Here is a 19,172-nt window from a genome sequence, read left to right as displayed (position 1 = left end):
TATTCGTTTACAATTTTTTATCTTTGCAATAAATTAATAACAAGCTGTTATCAAACAGCGTGCAAAGATAAACAATTCTAAAACAAAACTGGCTGGCTATGAAACAAATTTTACTTCTCTTACTCGTTAATCTTCCACTTTTGGTATTTTCACAGTTTCAGGAGACATTTGGATCTCATGAATTACCCGTTTTATGGACAGGCGATCGCCAGCAGTTTGTCATAGACAATGGCGTTTTAATGGTGAACGGTCAGGAACAAACTGAAACAGTTTCTTTGTCTTATCCTTATTCAATAGAAGGAGATGAACAGGAATGGGAATTTTATTTGTACCTGAAAAGTAAACCTACAGCCAAGAATCGTATTAAAATATTCCCTGCTTCTCCAGCTAAAACTCCTGCCGGATTTTACATCTGTGCCGGATATGACCGTTCTAACCGGTTAAGATTCGGAATAGATAATCAGGAAATCCAGGCCTTTAATGACTTTGATGAGGAAGAAAAATGTATTCTACATCTTATTATCACTTGCAAAGATCAAAAATATTGGACCTTATATGCCGGAAATGCGTTATCAGAAGAGGCAACTAAACAATCGGCTTCATTTGAATACAGTTATACATTCCCGGAACAAGCCCATTTTTGCATTCTGGTAACACATACGAAAACCAAAACAGATGATTTCGGTATAGATGATATCAGTTATCGGACAAAAATAACTGAACAAACGGAAGAGCCGGAACAAACCGAACAAAGTTCCGTAGAATTAACGGCTATTCAACCCATCAGTTTATCGGAAGTATCCTTTGAATTCAGTGGCCCCGTTTCGTTAGACGGAGCAATATATGCAATCTCAGGCTATGGCTTTGACGGGAAATGCGCTGCTATTCGAAGTATGTACCAAGATAGCAACCACCAGATTGTTACAGTCCGTTTACCTCAAGCAATGACTCTTGACCACGAATATACATTCTATATAGAAAATCTGAAAGATGAACAAGGAGGCATTATACCGGACAATTCTTACACGTTTCTTTTGCGTGAAGCAGAAGAAACCCCTGAAACTCCGGAAGAACAACCCGAGGCTCCCATTGAAAGTTATCCGGAAAAAGCCGTTAGGATAAATGAAGTCATGGCCGATCCGAAAGGATTGACAGCCTTACCCGAGACAGAATATATCGAATTGTATAATACATGCGACTCATCGATCGATCTTTCAAACTGGGAACTGCATTATGGCAATAACTCTGTGGCTTTAACCGGAATTAAAATCCCGGCACACGAATGGATCGTTCTGTATCGTTCCGGACAGGAAATAGAGGCGGGAAACGGACAAGTCTGCCCTTTAGATAAATTCCCTTCCGCCTTAGCGAATACCGGAAAAGAACTTTCTCTATACGATGGCAGCGGAAAACAGATTGATCAATATACTTATCCGAAAGCGAAACCCGCCTGTTCGTGGGAATATAGTGAGGAAGGCTGGCATCTTTCAACCGATCCACGCGGAGGAACACCGGGTGAAGCCAATTCGGGAGCAAAGGAGAATGAAGAAGAACCAGAAGAAGAGCCAAACGAACCGGAGGAAGAAACAAACCCAGAACCGGAAATTCCGGAAGCTCTGCAACCTCAACCCGGTGATATTATCTTCAATGAATTATTACCGGAACCCTTTGTCGATGGCAGTGAATACATTGAACTGTATAACCGCTCCAAGCAGGAATTAAGTCTGAAAGACGTATGCATTTCTACCCGAAAAACGGACGGTTCCTTGAATACCCGTTATCCTTTGGAAGCTTATCCGCAAACATTGCAGGCAGGTGATTATCTGTTGCTGACCAAATCGATCGAAGGTGTAGAGAATTTCTACTCACTACCGGCTTCCTTAAATTGGCTGGAATGTAAATTACCGGTACTTTCCAATACCGGTTCAACTATAGTTCTGTATCGGGAAGATGGAGAAATAATTATCGACGAAGTAAGTTATTCTCCCAAATGGCATGCACCCACTGTCAAGAACAAAAAGGGAGTAGCTTTGGAACGGAAAGATCCAGATAAAGATTCACAGAATGCCGACAACTGGACTTCGGCCGCTTCGTCGGCCGGTTTCGGCACACCTGGCTTGGAAAACTCACAATATCTGAGTGAAGAGACAGAAACAGATTCAGAAGAAATTGATGATCCGATTTATCAGCCAACCGGAACTTTTCAGATTCCGTACCGGCTCAATCAATCAGGCTATATGGCACGAGGATGGATTTTCGATTTATCCGGCAGAAAAGTAGCTTTAATAGCCGACAACACCTTGCTCGGAACGCAAGGATATTTAGAATGGAACGGAAAAGGGCGCGATGGTTCGCCACTCAATACAGGTATTTATATCATATATCTTGAACTATGGCATCCCGGCGGAAACGTCATCCGTAAGAAACAAGTATTATTAAATCCATAGGCTTTATTGTTTTCATAGTTCTTTTCAACAAATGAGTTGAATTTAGAACATGGAAGGCACAGCATGCGATATGTTGTGCCTTCATTTTTTTCTCCGCAGATCTTTGAAGTACTTCAAAGAACTTTTCTCTTCCGATAAACCCACAGAGTAACACAAGGATTTATAATTTCACTTTCTTGCTCTTCCCCTTCGGACTTTCATTATGGAAACGATCGACTGCCGTCACGACATAACGATATTTGATTTTGCCTTCATCGTAAGGCAGTTTATAGAACGTATTTCGGGTAATCCCTACGATCTTAGCCGGATTATTCAAATCTACTTCTTCCTTAGGATCGAAACGATAGATCACAAAATACCAGGCTAATTCCGGATTCGTCTTACTTTGTTCAGCTTTCCAATGCAGCAAGAAACCATCGGCCGTCCATTCTGTCTTCAGTTTCTTGACTTCTTCAGGAGCCCGGTTATGCATATTCGTATAAGCCGGGATCAATGCCGGATACCGATGATAATGACGCTGCAGACTATCAGCTACACCTTTGTTGTTCCAAAGAATTTCATTGGCCGGCCAAAAACAGTTACCTTCAATATGCGGCAAACGACGTTCATAACGCATCTTCCCGGTCAACTGATCCGCTTTCATCGTACGCGCTACATCTTGTCCGATATATAAATGGCCGCCATACGCATGTTTACTCCACCATTTAATCAAGGTTGTATAATCGGCCAGCGGATGTCCCATCTCCCAATAAATCTGAGGAATATTATAATCTATCCAGCCTTGTTTTACCCAATAGGTAATATCAGCATACAAGTCGTCGTAGTTCTGCAAACCATTCGTATTACTGCCGGAACCGTCCGGTGTATTCTTCTTATTCCGATAGATACCAAAGGGACTGATACCAAAGCGAACCCACGGTTTATTCAGCAAGATTGTCCGCTTGATCTCACGAATCAGCTTATTGACATTCTCACGCCGCCAATCCGCTTTCTGTTCAGGTGTATATCCTTTGGCTAAACCATACTTACGGAAACTCTTGTCGTCCGGGAAGAACTGTCCGGCTGCCGGATACGGATAGAAATAATCATCCATGTGAATGGCATCCACATCATAACGGGAAACAATGTCTTTTACCACCTTGCATATAAACTGACGAGACTGTGGCAAACCCGGATCAAAGAGAATCTGTTTGTTATAAGTAACAAACCATTCCGGATGCTGGTGATAAATATGCGAATCGGCAAACTTGGTATTTCCGGCTGTACTGATCCGATACGGATTTAACCAAGCATGAAACTCCATATTCCGTTTGTGGCATTCCTCAATCAAGAAAGCCATCACATCGAAGTTTCCTTCCGGAGCACGGCCCTGTTCTCCCGTATAGAAACGGCTCCACGGTTCCAGTTCCGAACGATAAAAAGCATCGGCTTCCGGACGTACTTGGAAAATAATGGCATTCATACCGCATTTCTCCAGGAAATCGAGTTTACGGATAAAGCTCCGCCGCATTTCCTTTACCGACATTTCCTTGTATTCTCCCTGAAAAGCCGTCTGAATCCAGGCACCCCGAAACTCCCGTTTCGGATTTTCTCCCAATACCAACGATTGTTTAACAGGCTGTTGTGTTGTTTTACACGACGACAAAACCGCTACAAACAAGACGAACATCCATTTCCAATACTTCAACATAAATAATCTAGAGTTAGCAAGTTCCTTCATTTATACGTTTTCAATATAGATAGATACAAGCAAACGAGTTGACAAGGTTTTCAGGTAATCTTTATAACAGAAAAGAACCTCACACCCTGTCAACTCGTCCACTTTTCAACTTATCGCTTCTAATTATAATCCTTGAATCAGATAAGGCATACGAGCCTGAATACCGGTCTGCGATTTCATGCGCTGAATGTTGGAATAAACGGCGAAGTCTTCGTCACCTAAAGCCGTACGAATGAATGAAACCTTCGCATCTCCCATCATTTTTTCCATATATTCCGTAAAGAAGTCTTTCTTGGTATTGGCTGTTGTTACTGTATAAGCCGTAACACCTGCCAACGAAGCAGCCTCTTCAATCGCAACGTCCATACCACCTAATTTATCAACCAAGCCACGATCCAGAGCCTGTTCGCCTGTCCACACACGGCCTTGTCCGATATGGTCAATCGAATCCTTCGGTAAACCGCGTCCGTCAGAGCAACGAGTCAGGAACAAATCATACGTATGTTCAACTCCTTTCTGCATCAATGCTTTTTCATCTTCGCGCATCGGGCGACTTATATCACCTAAGTCTGCATACGTATTTGTCTTTACAATATCCGTCGTTACATCCAACAATTTAAAGGTTCCTGCCATATTCCGGACAACACCAAAGACACCGATAGAACCTGTCAGTGTAGAGCGTTCAGCAATAATCTTATTAGCGGCACACGAAATATAATAGCCACCTGAAGCTGCATAGTCACCCATAGAAACAACAATCGGTTTCTTCGCTTTCAGATCTACAACTTCTTTCCAGATCTGTTCGGAGATATAAGCACTACCACCCGGAGAATTCACACGGAATACAACGGCTTTCACATCATCATCTTTAGCCAGCTTCCGCAATTCTTCAGCCATATCTTCCGAAATGACAGCTTCATCCATACCCATTGCAGAATTGCTCTTTTCGCGGATCTCACCTTCTGCATACAGAACAGCTATCTTATTGCTGCTTTCTTTTGTCTTTTCCGGAATAGCAAGCATCTTTTTCACATCGGCAGATACCATTTTATCATCAACCGGTTGTCCGGCCATCCGTTTTACGCAATCTTCTGCTTCCTTCCGATAAGCTAATGCATCTACCAGCTTGTAATCGACAGACAACTTCGCATCCCCTAAAGCCAAACCCTGATTCAGGAATGTATCCAACTCGGAAGGAGCGATATTACGAGACGCACAAATAGCCGATGTCATATTTCCCCAGATATTACCTAAGAAAGAAGTCAGCTGTTCCCGATTCGCATCACTGAACTTATCCGTCATATACGGCTCGACCGCACTTTTATAAGTACCTACTTTGAAGATATAAAATTCCATTCCCACTTTAGCAGCCAGGTTCTTGAAGAAAACTCCCTGAGAAGCCAATCCCACCAGACTAACGGCTCCTTGTGGATTTACAAATACAGAATCAGCAACACTGGCCAGATAATAGGTTCCTTGTGTATAATTATCCGCATATGAAACAATGAACTTTCCGCTTTTCTTGAAGTCCTCCAATTCCCGACGGATTGCTTCGAAACTGGCAAAACCGCCCGACATGCCACTGGCATCCAAATAGATTCCCTTGATCTTATCGTTTGTCTTTGCTTTACGAATCGCTTTTGTTATATCGACCAGCGACATAGATTCCGATCCATCACCAAACAAACCTTTAAAAGGATTCTCGGTTACCTGATCCGAAACCGTTCCTTCCAGTTTCAACTTAAATACAGTATTCTCCTTAGGTTTATATTCGGCTGACGAATTACTGGAAGCAGCAACGCCAACCAAGAAGGAAATGCCACCCAAGATAAGCAGTCCCATTGCAATCAGCACTCCAAAAATGGAGGCAAACATGGTTTGAAAAAAATGTTTCATAAATACTTATATTAATTATCAGATTCGTCCTAAAAATTCATCCACCGTATAATTTAAGAAACGGTTAAACGGCAATAATAATTGAAAATCAGCTACAGTCTTTTCCATCCAGTCCGGTTGCGTAAAGAAGCTGTCAGGCTTCTCCGCACAAACGCAAAAGTCTTTATGGCGTAAAATCTCACCATGAGCAAAATCTGCCGGATAACCGACAGGCATGCGTTTTAAGGTTTCTCCTTCCAAAGCCGGATAGGTCGCACGGAAAATAGGATCTTCCAAAATAGAAACAAATTCATCTATATGATCAAAGATATCACGACGCAGCATTTTCAGTAACTTGGGCGGCGGACACCATACACCACCCGACAACATACAATGTCCTGGTTCCAAGTGAAGATAATATCCACCTCGCATACTGGCATGCCCACCCAGCGCTATATAAGCGGCAAAATGATTTTTATAAGGTGTTTTATCTGGAGAAAAACGAATATCCCGATAAATACGGAACAGACAACCTTTCGCTTCTACATTCTTTATTTCCGGATCGAATAATGCGATCCGATTGATCAGCTCCTGTACTTCATCGATAAATGCTTCGCGCAGCCGATCATATCGGGCTTTATTCTCCTGAAACCAGATACGATTATTATTTTCTTTCAATTCCGTTAAAAACTGAATGATTTCTTCATTCATAACTTCCACATATTAAGTTCCCGCAAAGGTAAGAAAATTCAACTACCAGCTCTCTATATCTTATAAATAATTTAAAACAAGCTCTTTTATCCTACTTATGCAAATGAGCTATTGACAAAACTAACGAGAACCGTTATTGATTCTCGTTAGATTCGTTTTCAATATTCGTTAGTTTTATACCCGATCTTCTTGTTCAATGATCCAAAGCCATTACAACAATACAGTCTTGATAGCATATTCCAGATCAGACTTAGGCATAACACCACGTCCCATCTTCGGTTTACCTTCCATCGGAATAAATAATAATGACGGTACAGTACGGATATTAAAAAGCGCCGACAATTCTTCTTGTTGGTCAACGTCTACTTTATATACGTAAATCTGATCCTTATACTTGTCGGCCACTTCGTCTAAAATAGGCGACAAGGCCTTACACGGGCCACACCAAGTAGCGAAAAAGTCGATAATAGCCGGTTTATCTCCCAGATATTTCCATTCTTCACCATTCCATACATTTGCCACCTTAGCCGTAAAATCTTCCTTATTCAAATACGTTACACTCATATTCTATCCTCCTGTTTTAATTTATATTCCTTAGTAATTTGATAACACAAAAATAAGAAATATCCAGTTGAGAATCAAATATATAATATTTATGGCCTTATCAATTCTATTTATATATCCGTAAAAGAAGATCAACTTTGTATCTGTCCGACCTGTATTTCAAACTGTGTCTTGTCTTTGGCCTTGTTCCGGACTTTACTCCGATAATTATAAATCGTTGTCAGTGAATAACGCAAGAAACGGGCAATCTTATTACTATCCGTAATTCCCAGACGAATCAGGGCGAAAATGCGTAACTCAGTCGACAGCAACTCGCCTGGATGTGGATATATACGTTCCTCATCACGCAATAACGCATTGAATGATTCCACAAAATGCGGAAATAGACTTAAAAAGGTTTCATCAAAACTCTTGTAGAACTTTTCCCGTTCTTCTGTGATAAACGATTCAGATTTAATCGCTTTAAAAAGGTTTTTTAGATCTTTTGAAATCGACAAGTTTTCCAAAGAGCGCCGATAATTCTCCATCTTATCCAGATACATCGTGCACTGGTCCAAATAATGTACGATGTATTCCTGCTTAATCATATTGGCAGAAGAAAGCTCTTGATTTACCTGATATAACTGTTTGTTTACATGTTGCAGCTGCTCATTCATATTACTTAGTTCCAATCGGGCAATCTTCAGTTTGTGCATCTGTCTGGAAATATAAAGAACCATAACAGCTAACAGTAACATAACCCCTAAAGAAATAAACATAAGTATCTGACGCAAATGTTGTTCTTGTGCAGATTTGACCTTATAGGCCCGGTCAATAATCGGATAAGACTGCGTGATACTGATGGCCCGGAAGCGGGCATTGCAGAAAACTGCATCAGCCATTGAACGATTCAGATATTTATAAGCCCGCTCAATGTCTCCTTTCTGATACAATAAATAGGCAAGTTTATGTAGGGCTATATATTCTTTAATAGACAATTTCAAATCAACAATTGCCGATTTAGCCAAATAATACATTTCCAGCTCGACGTTACCTAACCCTTCATAAGCAGTCGACAGATCGAAGGCCACCAGACCTACTGTATGCCCTTCAATTAATTCAGGAGGAACACGCTGTAATACATCAACAGCTTCCTGATAAGACTTCCGTGCCATCAGCTGTCCGGCTTTCAACCGATAATAAAATTCCGTATCAGGAGTATACAAAGGGAGTAGCGAATCCCGATAGCTTGTAGAAGCCTGATAATATTTTTCCCGTTCTTTCAATGTTGACGAATAACCGGCTACCAATCCATATAAAGAACTACACATGGCATAATAATATTTCAACTGCCTGGTTGGCAATCTTTTGGAATCTATTTCCTCCAGCATATCAATAGCTTCTTTATACATTCCCATCGTAGAAAAAAGTTCCGAACGGTTCATTCTCAGTTCATCTTCATAATTCCAATGTTTTGCCCTTGCTAAATTTTCCTTTAAAAACACATAATGCAAAGCCGAGTCGGTCTGGTAATTAAAATATTCCCGAAACAGCTTATTGTAGATTTCATAACGGACCGAATCATTTCCGGCCAGTGAAATCGATTCCTTCAGCCGTTCAATCTTCTGCTCTTTCCGATTATCATATACTTTCCGATTATCTACCACCAGGTCCAACTCTTGTAAGACCGTGCGTAGACTATCCGAATAAATCGGTCTGGCTCCAAGAAATGAAGGCCAGAGAAAAAGTAATAGGATAAAAAAAGACAGACGTAACATGATTTGCAGGTATTAAATAATTGTCAGACCGTGTAAAAGTAATGATTTTCTTTTGAAAGAGCCACTTTTTCTCTCTAATAAAGCTTATTTAGTTTATATTTTCACTTTTAATTTATTACATAATAGCTTTGAAAACCAATATATTAATATAAATATTAATTTATATTCTATTTACTCAAATAAAAAAGAGCATATTCTCAATTTATTTTTGCAAATGTAAAATAAGGAGAAGAGGGAAAAAGCGATTTATGCCATAGGCAGATGGCAAAAGGTTGACGTTTGAGGACTTTTTTCTCCAAAGATACAAATTAGTGCTTAATCAAAACTTATCCTCTGTACCTGACTGCGTGATGCAGGTAGGTGCAGAGGTTTCTTTTTTCAAATACTTTTCGTAACTTGCCAGCTCAAATATAAAAACATTGTTTTAATACCGAATTAATAACTGAATCTATATGGATAGAACATTCAAATCGAAAATAGGCTGGTGGTATCACCTGATCATCTGGATCCTGGGAATATGTACGATATTATCATTCGTTAAAGGTCAAAGTCCGGTTAACATGATAACGCTACTGCTCGTAACCTTATTTCTGATCCATCTGATGTTGACTACCTGGTACAAAATAACAGCAGACGGAGTTTTAATTGTCCACTGCAGTATCTTTCCAGAAAAGAAACTTCCAGTAGAAGAAATTACAGCCGTCGAACCAAGCGCTCTGCCAGTTTCGAGTTATGCCTTGTCTTTAGACCGGCTTATCATTTATAAAGGAGACCGGCAATGGCTATTGATATCGCCGGTGAATAAGAAAGAATTCCTGAAATGCCTCCGAAAGTATAATCCGGATATTCAGGTAAAGGAACCTTTCCTCATGTAATTATAACCAGATGTCACCTTTATCCTCAGGATAATAAGGTTTCATCCCTGCATTGATAGATATTAATCCGTATATAAAAATTCAATCAATCTAATGAACATGAAATACGATGTAGCTATTATCGGCGGTGGACCCGCCGGATATACTGCTGCCGAAAAAGCAGCTAAAGGTGGTTTATCAACTGTTTTATTCGAGAAGAATGCCTTAGGTGGCGTATGTTTGAATGAAGGCTGTGTACCAACCAAGACGTTACTATACTCAGCAAAGACCTACGATCAGATCAAACATGCATCCAAATATGCAGTAAGCGCAGAGAATCCTACTTTTGATTACCCGAAAATCATTGCCCGGAAGAATAAAGTAGTGAAAAAGCTGACGGCCGGAATCCGCATGAAGATGAAAGAAAGCGGCGTGGAGGTTGTTGCCGGAGAAGCCATGATTCAAGGGAAAACTGCTGAAGGAGATCTCTTGATCCAGTGTGGAGAGCAGATTTATGAGGCCAAGAACCTGTTGGTATGTACAGGCTCTGAATCAGTTATTCCACCGATTTCAGGTGTAAATGAAACGGAATACTGGACCAGTCGGGAAGCATTGCAGAGTAAAGAGTTGCCGGCTTCTCTGATCATCATCGGTGGCGGTGTGATCGGAATGGAGTTTGCTTCGTTCTTCAACAGCATGGGAACTGAAGTTCAGGTAGTCGAAATGCTCGATAAGATCTTAGGTCCGATGGATAAGGAATTATCGGATATGCTTCAGGCAGAATATGCCAAACGAGGAGTTAAGTTCTACCTGGGACATAAGGTAACCGGTATTCACGGATCGGAAGTTACCGTAGAAAAAGACGGGGAGAGCTTTACTTTACACGGTGAAAAGGTATTATTGAGCGTAGGTCGTCGCCCGATTACCAAAGGATTTGGCTTGGAAACCTTAGCGTTGGAGCCATTCCGTAATGGGATAAAAGTCAATGAATATATGCAGACTTCTTTGCCAAACGTGTATGCATGCGGAGATATTACTGCATTCTCCTTATTGGCCCATACAGCCGTCAGTGAGGCAGAAGTGGCAATCGACCATATTTTAGGGAAATCCCGTGCGATGAGTTACAAGGCTATTCCTGGCGTTGTCTATACGAATCCGGAAATTGCCGGAGTAGGAAAGACGGAAGAGGAGCTGAAAGCCAGTGGAACGCCTTATCAGGTAAAGAAAATACCGATGGCTTTCTCCGGCCGTTTCGTTGCCGAAAATGAAATGGGGAATGGCGTTTGCAAGTTAATTCTGGCTGAAGACGGCACATTGATCGGTGCCCATCTGCTAGGAAATCCGGCTTCAGAATTGATTGTTATTGCCGGAATCGCTATTGAAAAAGGAATGAAGGCCGAAGAAATCAAATCTTTTGTCTTCCCACATCCAACAGTAGGTGAAATTATAAAAGAAGCTTTATAAAGTAAGTATAAACAGACGATGGGCAATGAATGATATCGCCCGTCGTCTGTTTTTAAAACTGTTCTTATTCTTTTCCGACACTTTCCCAGGCTTTTGCCACAGCTTCATTGATATTGCTGCAAATATTGTCTTCGCCTAATAGTTCATAGAATCCGGAACGTTCCAATACTTTATGCACCTTGTCATTTACTCCCGATAAGATGATGTGAATATTTTCTTTCTGCGACATGACACACAGATTAGTCAGGTTATGAATACCAGTTGAGTCAATGAAAGGGACTTTACGCATACGGATAATACGGATCTTCGGACGATCGCCCAACTGCGACATGATTTCCTCAAACTTCGTGGCTATACCGAAGAAGTAAGGACCGTTGATTTCATATACTTCTACGCCTTTCGGTAAGGTAAGATGTTCCTCGTGTACTTCCAAATCAGATTCTTTGTTCGGGTCGATTTCATCCCGAATCACAGAGATTTCGGTTGTCTCCATAACTCGTTTCATAAACAGAACGCAGGCAATCAAGAGGCCGACTTCAATAGCAACTGTCAGATCGAAGATAACAGTCAGGAAGAAAGTAATCAGCAACACGGTTACATCCGACTTCGGATTCTTCATCAATGCCAGGAAAGTACGCCAGCCGCTCATATTATAAGAGACAATAACCAGTACACCGGCTAAACAAGCCATCGGTATATATTGTGCCAACGGCATCAGGAATAGAAGGATCAGTAACAATACACCCGCATGAACAATACCGGCAATAGGTGAACGTCCTCCATTATTAATATTGGTCATCGTACGGGCAATGGCTCCCGTCGCCGGGATTCCTCCGAAGATAGGAGAAACGATATTGGCAATTCCCTGGGCAATCAACTCAGTATTTGAATGATGACGGTCGCCAATTACACCATCAGCTACGGTAGCCGACAACAACGATTCAATAGCTCCTAACACTGCAATCGTAACGGCTACAGGGAACAGGTTCTTGACAGCTTCCCAGTCTAATGCCGGAACAACAGCCTCCGGTAACTGTGCCTGGATACTAAATCGGTCACCGATCGTATCAATCGAAGTAATTCCGCCATAAGCCTTCATTAAATAAACGGCCAATGTCACGACAATTATGGCAACCAGCGAACCCGGAATCTTCTTGGAAAACTTCGGAGTAATCGCAATAATAAAAATACTGGCAAAGCTGACTAAGGCATTCCACCAGTTCACCGTATCAAAGTGACGGGCATAAACCAGCCATTTTCCAATGAAGTCGCCCGGAACCTTTTCTCCGTCGAAAGTAAGACCAAAAACATCGGCAATCTGGGTAGTAAAAATAGTCACCGCAATACCACTGGTAAAACCGACAATAATAGGATAGGGAATAAACTTGATGACTGCGCCTAACTTAAAGACTCCCATCAAAACCAATAAGATACCAGCCATCAGCGTAGCAACAGTCAGACCTTCAATCCCGTATTCCTGAATAATTCCATAGATGATAACGATAAAAGCTCCTGTCGGTCCGCCAATCTGAACCCTACTGCCACCTAAAAATGAAATGATAAATCCAGCCACGATAGCTGTAATGATACCTTTTTCAGGTGTTACACCCGAAGCAATACCAAAGGCAATTGCCAAAGGCAACGCCACAATACCTACAATAATTCCGGCCATAAGGTCGGTACTGAAATCCGCTTTAGAATAATTCCGGAACAACTCGAATAACTTAGGTTGAAAATCAATCTTATTACTCATCTTACTCATTTTTCTGCCTGTTATAGAATGAAGGCGCAAAAGTAGTAATAAAATATGAACAAATGTTTATTTTCCATAGATTTCTCTATATCAGCAAGAGAAATACAGAACGGAAATTGTTATATTAAAAAGAATAAGTAAATTTGTAAGAAGTATTTCCGGTTCCGTACACAAGATAAGCGACCCCAACTTATCCGTACAATCTAAAGCCGGCCTACAAAGGCAGGCTTATTCAACTTAAATAATTCACGTTAATAGTATAGCATTATGAATGCGAAGAAGAAAGATAAGGAGAAGAAAAAGGATAAAGACAAGAAAGGGAAAAACAAACGGATGAAAAAAGACGACATGCTGCAACGCATTACGTCACTGTTTGAATCATCTCCGTCTTTACCTCTCAATTATAAGCAAGTAAGCAAAGAAATAGGTGTTGATTCGCAGGTACAGAAATTACAGGTATCTGCTATGCTGGAAGATTTAGCTTTAGGCGGTTATTTAAAGGAAGTTGACCGCGGACGTTACTGCCTGAACCATATCGGAACAATCGCCGAAGGTACTTTTGTTCGCCGAAGCAACGGAAAGAATTCCTTTATCCCCGATGGTGAAGGAACGCCTGTATTTATTGCCGAACGAAATTCTGCTCATGCGATGGACGGCGACCGTGTGAAGGTTCAGTTGTTTGCCCGTAGAAAAGGAGCCGAGCCAGAAGGAGAAGTAGTTGAAATCCTCGAATCCAAAGAACGGGTATTTGTGGGCAAGCTTCAGGTTGCTAAAGGATTTGCCTTCTTAATCACCGAGAATAAGACCTTGGCCAATGATATCTTCATCCCGAAAGACAAGCTGAAAGGCGGGAAGAACGGAGATAAGGCTGTAGTCCGTATCATGGAATGGCCCGATGATGCCAAGAATCCGCTGGGCGAAGTAATAGATATCTTAGGAAAAGCCGGCAGCAACAATGCCGAAATGCACGCTATTCTGGCTGAATTCGGCTTACCTTATAAATATCCGGAGAATGTAGAGAAAGCAGCCAATAAGATTCCGGATACCATTCCTCAGGAAGAAATTGCCAAACGGGAAGATTTCCGGGATGTACTGACGTTTACCATTGACCCCAAGGATGCCAAAGACTTCGACGATGCCCTTTCAGCCCGCCAGCTGGATAACGGGAATTGGGAAGTCGGTGTACATATTGCCGACGTAACGCATTATGTAAAGCCGGAAAGTCTGATTGACCGCGAGGCTGAATCCAGAGCGACTTCGGTTTATTTGGTAGACCGTACGATTCCGATGCTGCCGGAACGGTTATGCAACCAAATCTGTTCGTTAAGGCCCAACGAAGAGAAACTCTGCTTCTCTGTTATCTTTGAATTAAATGCAAATGCAGAAATCGTCAAGTCGCATATTTGCCGGACCATTATTAAAAGTGACCGCCGGTTTACCTATGAAGAGGCTCAGCAGGTGATTGAGACAGGTGAAGGCGACTGCAAAGAAGCGATTTTGGCCCTGAACCAGCTGGCGCAGAAGCTAAGAGAGAAACGGTTTAAGAACGGAGCCATCAATTTCGACCGCTATGAAGTGAAGTTTGAAATCGATAAAGACGGAAAACCGCTCAGCGTCTACTTCAAGGTTTCTAAGGAAGCCAACAAGCTGATCGAAGAATTCATGTTGTTAGCCAACCGGACGGTAGCTGAATTCGTTGGTTGTCCACCGAAAGGGAAGAGCAAAAAGACATTTGTCTATCGTATTCATGAATTACCGGATCCGGAAAAGATGGAGAACTTTGCTACCTTCATCCGCCGGTTCGGTTACCGGTTCAAGACGGAAGGAAAGAAGAGCGAGATCTCGAAAGGCATTAATTCCCTGCTCGATCAGGTTCAAGGCAAGCCGGAAGAGAATCTGATTGAAACGGTTGCGATCCGAGCTATGCAGAAAGCGAAATATTCGACCGACAATATCGGGCACTATGGCCTGGCCTTCGATTATTATACCCACTTTACATCGCCCATCCGCCGTTATCCGGATATGATGGTTCATCGTTTGCTCGACCGCTACATGCAGGGAGGCAGAAGTGTGATCAAGAAGAAATACGAAGAACTCTGTGAGCATTGTTCAACGATGGAGCAGGTAGCAGCCAATGCTGAACGGGCTTCTGTCAAATACAAGCAGGTAGAGTTTATGAGTGACAAGCTCGGACAAATCTTCGACGGTGTCATTTCGGGCGTAACCGAATGGGGCTTGTATGTTGAACTGAACGAAAACAAATGCGAAGGCTTGGTTCCGATGCGTGACCTGGATGATGATTACTATGAGTTCGATGAAAAGAATTATTGCCTGATCGGCCGACGGAATAAACACCAGTACCGTTTGGGCGATCCGGTAACCATCCGTGTAGCTCAAGCCAACCTTGAACGGAAACAGCTGGATTTCCAGTTAGTATAAAAGCTGAAACCGCCAGAGAAGTTTCGGGAAAAAACCTTTCTCTGGCGGTTTTTATTAGCTGTTTGTCGTATCTGTCCTTTCTCTCCGCTACTTCTCTCAGAAATAGACGACATAATTCTTCTTATAAAACCGCGGCTGGAAGATGACAATCCCAATCTGATATAAATCGAACGTCAGAATGACATCTTTCCGGTTACAGATCTCTTTCCACAACACACGCATCTCCTGATTCGCCCGGATTCCTTCCAGGAAAAAGACGGTATCAGGCTGAATATGCTTCATTGCTTCCTCAAAATAAAAGCGGTTCTTCTCTTTTTTCTGAGCAGCCTGGAAGAAAACAAAATCGACCTGTCCCAATTCCTGCAAGGCCGCCGGTAATGTCTGCTCATAATCACCCGGGCACAACCGGGCTTTCGAATGATATTTCTGCAGGCTCCACGCCGTTGTTTCAGCTGATGAGGCGTCCTTTTCAAGGACAATGGCTTTCAGATCTGAAGCATAGGCCGTCATATATAAAGAAGCGATGCCGGCCGGCGACCCGATTTGCAACAGCGTTTTAGGCTTAAAGTAATTGACCGTACGGAACAACAGTTCGCCGTGCGTATGTTTTATATCTTTCCCGGCTAATTTGTTCCCTTTATGTACCAGTTGCCTTCGGATTAATTCAATATCTTGATAACAATAATAGCCGCACCGTTCATCAATCACCTTGGTAATAAAAGAAAAGGCAAAAGGAGAATGTACGCCAAAGCCCTTGCGGTAACGCAGAAAACGATATAACAGTATGGTTTCTCGCCAAGTATTGCTAAAAGGAAATAGATTCATTTTTATATGTCATAATTATAATAGAACTCAAACACGGATTCCATCGCGAAAACGACAGAATCCGTGCCAAATATACAGATAAACCGGATGATTCTGCATCATCCGGACGGTACTTAATTCAAAATAATTTCATCAACAAACAAGAATCCCGGCTGACCTTTTCCTCCATGCCAAGACGGAATCTTCTGTTCTGACAAGGCTTTTACCTTGACATAACGGGTCTTTACCGGATCAAACTTCAATTCATGTGTATAAACCTGGTTCGGATCACTTTCCTTCATCGCCGGATATGATTCGGAAGCCACTTCCTTGAATGTCTTATTATCGTCAGAAACAGCTACAGTAATACCACGGGTGTCAAAGATCCAGTCGCCTTTCTCGACGCAGGTATGCAACGTCATGGAAGAAATCTCTGTCGGTTCTTTCAGGTCAATGACAGCTTCCATATCGTTGGTATAGAAAGCGATCCAGCGGCCCGTCTTATAATTGCGGTTACCTGTCATACCATCTACCAGCACTGTTGCACCCGTAAATTCATACTGTTTGTTGATCGGTTGCAGCATGGTAATCGGTTTCATCGACGATTTACTGAAACTGATTTCATCTTTGGTTATCTTCGAGCTGCCCGACGGGCGGATAGCTACCGTACGCAACGTACAAGGCTTGTCAATCTTGATGACATCCGTATATTTCTCTGAAGAAGCAGTAGGTTCACTACCGTCTAATGTATAATAAACCGGAGCATTATCAATCGTACGGGCCGTCACATCCAACGTACCTGTCTCGGTGTTCGGTGTCAGATCCAGCATCACATCAAAGATATGTGTAGCATAATTCCATCCGTTCTTCGCATAAATATCAACCAGACGACTGACACGCTGCAGAAAGGTATCATAATTCTTCTTTTCAGGCGCGCACCATTGTGATTCACACAAAGCGGCCATACGCGGCAATACCATATATTGTACCTGCTTGAATTCAGGCATATATTCCGTCCATAAGTTAGCCTGCACACCGACAATATGCTTCTGTTCTTCCGGAGTCAAACCTTTCGGCATCGGTTCATAGCTGTAAACCCGCGCCATCGGCAGGTAACCGCCAATAGCTATCGGCTCTGTCTCGGTATCTTTCGACTGGTAATAATCGAAGTATAAGTACGTATTCGGAGTCATGATTACATCATGATGCTGCTTGGCTGCTTCGATACCTCCAGCTTCTCCCTGCCATGACATAACAGTTGCATTAGGAGCCAGACCGCCTTCCAGCGTCTCATCCCAACCAATCATCTTACGTCCTTTTGAATTGAGGAATGCCTCTGCTTCATGAATCACATAGCTCTGCAGACGTTCTTCCTTGGTATGCTTCGCGTCACTCTTCAAACCCAAGGCCTTGATCCGGGCCTGACATTTCGGACACGTTTTCCATTTATCTTTCGGACACTCGTCGCCGCCCACATGAATATATTCAGACGGGAAGATTTCTACAATTTCTGCCAGGACGTCTTTAATGAACTGAATCGTCTGATCATTACCGGCACACAATACATTGTCGGAGACGCCCCATTGTGTCCATACTTCATACGGACCGCCTGTACATCCGAGTTCCGGATAAGAGGCCAAGGCTGCCTGCATATGACCCGGCAGGTCGATTTCCGGAATAACCGTGATATATCTTTCTGCCGCATAGGCAACGATTTCTTTCGCCTGCTCCTGCGTATAGAATCCGCCATACGGTTTGCCGTCGTACTTACCGGAGTTATGGCCGATTACAGTTTCCTTGCGCTGAGATCCGATTTCCGTCAGTTTCGGATACTTTTTGATTTCGATACGCCAACCCTGGTCTTCCGACAGATGCCAGTGGAAACGGTTGATATTGTGCAAGGCCATCATATCAATATATGTCTTGATTTCATCGATAGAGAAGAAATGACGGCCCACATCCAGCATCATTCCCCGGTAACCGAAACGGGGTTGGTCATTGATTTCGACGGCAGGCAATTCTATATTAGCGCCTTCAGACACATCAACCGCCTTGCGCAACGTTTGGATTCCATAGAAAACACCGGCTTCACTGGGAGCTTTGATAACAACCTGACCAGCATCTACTTTCAGCTGATAAGCTTCTGGATTTTCGTTGGCCAGACCCAACTGCAGCAGAATGCCTCCTTTCCCGCCTTCACCTTCCTGTACTTTCAATTCGATACCGGTCTGCGTCTTTATATAAGAAGCCAAGAATTCGGCATTCCGTTTCATTTTCTCATTTCCGGCCGTATAATAAACAGTCACGCCATTCTTCAACAAGAAAGAAGAGGGCTGTGTGGCACTGATTTCCAAAGGCATGGGGACGACTTCGTAGTTGGCTACCGCCGTGGGCTGGTTTGAACAGGCAGTCATCAGCAGACCTGCTAACGAGCATCCCAAAAGATGTAACTTCGATAAAATTTGCATGATAATTGTATTTATAAATTAGTAAATTTAGATCTAACGTATTTTATCTGCTAATTTATTAAAAACTTTTCAAACGGACAAGAAAGAAGGATAACTTTCTCGTATTTTATAGCTGCCGACAAGGTTTTATCATCGTGCATTATCAGACAGATTCTTTTCAAACAGAGATAAATCTCCCTGTATGTATGGCCGTTTTCCGTTAACTTTTTATCGTTTCACCCGGGTGAAACGATCGTATCACGTATGTGGAACGATCGTACCACAAGGGTGGAATGATCGTACCACAGCTGTGAAACGATAAAAAATAGTTTGTTTC

At 42.4% G+C, this 19,172-nt stretch carries 12 protein-coding genes; 4 read left to right on the top strand and 8 right to left on the bottom strand.

Annotated elements, in window-relative coordinates; translation table 11 throughout:
- The first annotated feature begins 98 nt into the window (after positions 1-98).
- On the top strand, positions 99-2,447 hold the full coding sequence (locus tag NEE14_RS11490; RefSeq protein ID WP_251966605.1) for a lamin tail domain-containing protein: 2,349 nt from the start codon (positions 99-101) through the stop codon (positions 2,445-2,447).
- Between the two features lie 160 nt (positions 2,448-2,607).
- On the opposite strand, the gene NEE14_RS11485 is transcribed toward NEE14_RS11490, so the two are convergent.
- The 5 genes from NEE14_RS11485 to NEE14_RS11465 all read right to left on the bottom strand — a co-directional run bounded on the left by NEE14_RS11485 (position 2,608) and on the right by NEE14_RS11465 (position 8,963).
- Positions 2,608-4,137: a glycoside hydrolase family 10 protein gene (locus NEE14_RS11485; RefSeq protein ID WP_251966604.1), complete on the bottom strand. Its 1,530-nt coding sequence runs from the start codon at positions 4,135-4,137 to the stop codon at positions 2,608-2,610.
- 153 nt (positions 4,138-4,290) lie between these two features.
- Positions 4,291-6,063, bottom strand: a complete 1,773-nt coding sequence (gene sppA / locus NEE14_RS11480; RefSeq protein WP_251966603.1) for a signal peptide peptidase SppA — start codon at positions 6,061-6,063, stop codon at positions 4,291-4,293.
- Positions 6,064-6,081: 18 nt separating this feature from the next.
- Positions 6,082-6,753, bottom strand: a complete 672-nt coding sequence (locus tag NEE14_RS11475; protein WP_251966602.1) for a DUF2461 domain-containing protein — start codon at positions 6,751-6,753, stop codon at positions 6,082-6,084.
- 210 nt (positions 6,754-6,963) lie between these two features.
- Positions 6,964-7,317, bottom strand: a complete 354-nt coding sequence (locus NEE14_RS11470; protein ID WP_251966601.1) for a thioredoxin family protein — start codon at positions 7,315-7,317, stop codon at positions 6,964-6,966.
- Between the two features lie 131 nt (positions 7,318-7,448).
- Complete coding sequence (locus tag NEE14_RS11465; RefSeq protein ID WP_251966600.1) at positions 7,449-8,963, bottom strand: DUF6377 domain-containing protein; 1,515 nt, start codon at positions 8,961-8,963, stop codon at positions 7,449-7,451.
- Positions 8,964-9,526: 563 nt separating this feature from the next.
- Between NEE14_RS11465 and NEE14_RS11460 the strand changes: the two genes are divergently transcribed.
- Positions 9,527-9,949 carry a PH domain-containing protein gene (locus NEE14_RS11460; RefSeq protein WP_022455343.1) on the top strand — a complete coding sequence of 141 codons (423 nt, stop codon included), beginning with the start codon at positions 9,527-9,529 and terminating at the stop codon, positions 9,947-9,949.
- A 99-nt stretch (positions 9,950-10,048) separates the two neighbouring features.
- Positions 10,049-11,392, top strand: coding sequence for a dihydrolipoyl dehydrogenase (gene lpdA / locus NEE14_RS11455; protein ID WP_251966599.1), 1,344 nt, complete (start codon positions 10,049-10,051; stop codon positions 11,390-11,392).
- Positions 11,393-11,456: 64 nt separating this feature from the next.
- Here the strand turns inward: lpdA and NEE14_RS11450 are convergent, their stop codons facing one another.
- A complete protein-coding gene (locus NEE14_RS11450) occupies positions 11,457-13,145 on the bottom strand; it encodes a SulP family inorganic anion transporter (protein ID WP_251966598.1) in 1,689 nt (562 codons plus the stop codon).
- Positions 13,146-13,412: 267 nt separating this feature from the next.
- Between NEE14_RS11450 and rnr the strand changes: the two genes are divergently transcribed.
- A complete protein-coding gene (gene rnr, locus NEE14_RS11445; protein WP_251966597.1) occupies positions 13,413-15,584 on the top strand; it encodes a ribonuclease R in 2,172 nt (723 codons plus the stop codon).
- A gap of 96 nt (positions 15,585-15,680) precedes the next feature.
- Here the strand turns inward: rnr and NEE14_RS11440 are convergent, their stop codons facing one another.
- Both NEE14_RS11440 and NEE14_RS11435 read right to left on the bottom strand, forming a co-directional pair.
- Positions 15,681-16,409: an SAM-dependent methyltransferase gene (locus NEE14_RS11440; protein ID WP_251966596.1), complete on the bottom strand. Its 729-nt coding sequence runs from the start codon at positions 16,407-16,409 to the stop codon at positions 15,681-15,683.
- Positions 16,410-16,522: 113 nt separating this feature from the next.
- Entirely contained in the window at positions 16,523-18,856 is a 2,334-nt protein-coding gene (locus NEE14_RS11435; protein WP_251966595.1) for a family 20 glycosylhydrolase, read from the bottom strand.
- Positions 18,857-19,172: the final 316 nt, after the last annotated feature.

The organism is Parabacteroides sp. AD58 (genome assembly GCF_023744375.2).
Lineage (GTDB): Bacteria > Bacteroidota > Bacteroidia > Bacteroidales > Tannerellaceae > Parabacteroides > Parabacteroides absconsus.
The sequence above is the reverse complement of the archived record's forward strand: the minus strand, read 5'-3'. Positions and strand labels throughout refer to the sequence as shown.

What these genes read in the sequence shown, in the direction of transcription:
- NEE14_RS11490 (WP_251966605.1), top strand. Translation starts at nt 99, where the DNA reads ATGAAACAAATTTTACTTCTCTTACTCGTTAATCTTCCACTTTTGGTA.
- NEE14_RS11485 (WP_251966604.1), bottom strand. Translation starts at nt 4,137, where the DNA reads ATGTTGAAGTATTGGAAATGGATGTTCGTCTTGTTTGTAGCGGTTTTG.
- sppA (WP_251966603.1), bottom strand. Translation starts at nt 6,063, where the DNA reads ATGAAACATTTTTTTCAAACCATGTTTGCCTCCATTTTTGGAGTGCTG.
- NEE14_RS11475 (WP_251966602.1), bottom strand. Translation starts at nt 6,753, where the DNA reads ATGAATGAAGAAATCATTCAGTTTTTAACGGAATTGAAAGAAAATAAT.
- NEE14_RS11470 (WP_251966601.1), bottom strand. Translation starts at nt 7,317, where the DNA reads ATGAGTGTAACGTATTTGAATAAGGAAGATTTTACGGCTAAGGTGGCA.
- NEE14_RS11460 (WP_022455343.1), top strand. Translation starts at nt 9,527, where the DNA reads ATGGATAGAACATTCAAATCGAAAATAGGCTGGTGGTATCACCTGATC.
- lpdA (WP_251966599.1), top strand. Translation starts at nt 10,049, where the DNA reads ATGAAATACGATGTAGCTATTATCGGCGGTGGACCCGCCGGATATACT.
- NEE14_RS11450 (WP_251966598.1), bottom strand. Translation starts at nt 13,145, where the DNA reads ATGAGTAATAAGATTGATTTTCAACCTAAGTTATTCGAGTTGTTCCGG.
- rnr (WP_251966597.1), top strand. Translation starts at nt 13,413, where the DNA reads ATGAATGCGAAGAAGAAAGATAAGGAGAAGAAAAAGGATAAAGACAAG.
- NEE14_RS11440 (WP_251966596.1), bottom strand. Translation starts at nt 16,409, where the DNA reads ATGAATCTATTTCCTTTTAGCAATACTTGGCGAGAAACCATACTGTTA.
- NEE14_RS11435 (WP_251966595.1), bottom strand. Translation starts at nt 18,856, where the DNA reads ATGCAAATTTTATCGAAGTTACATCTTTTGGGATGCTCGTTAGCAGGT.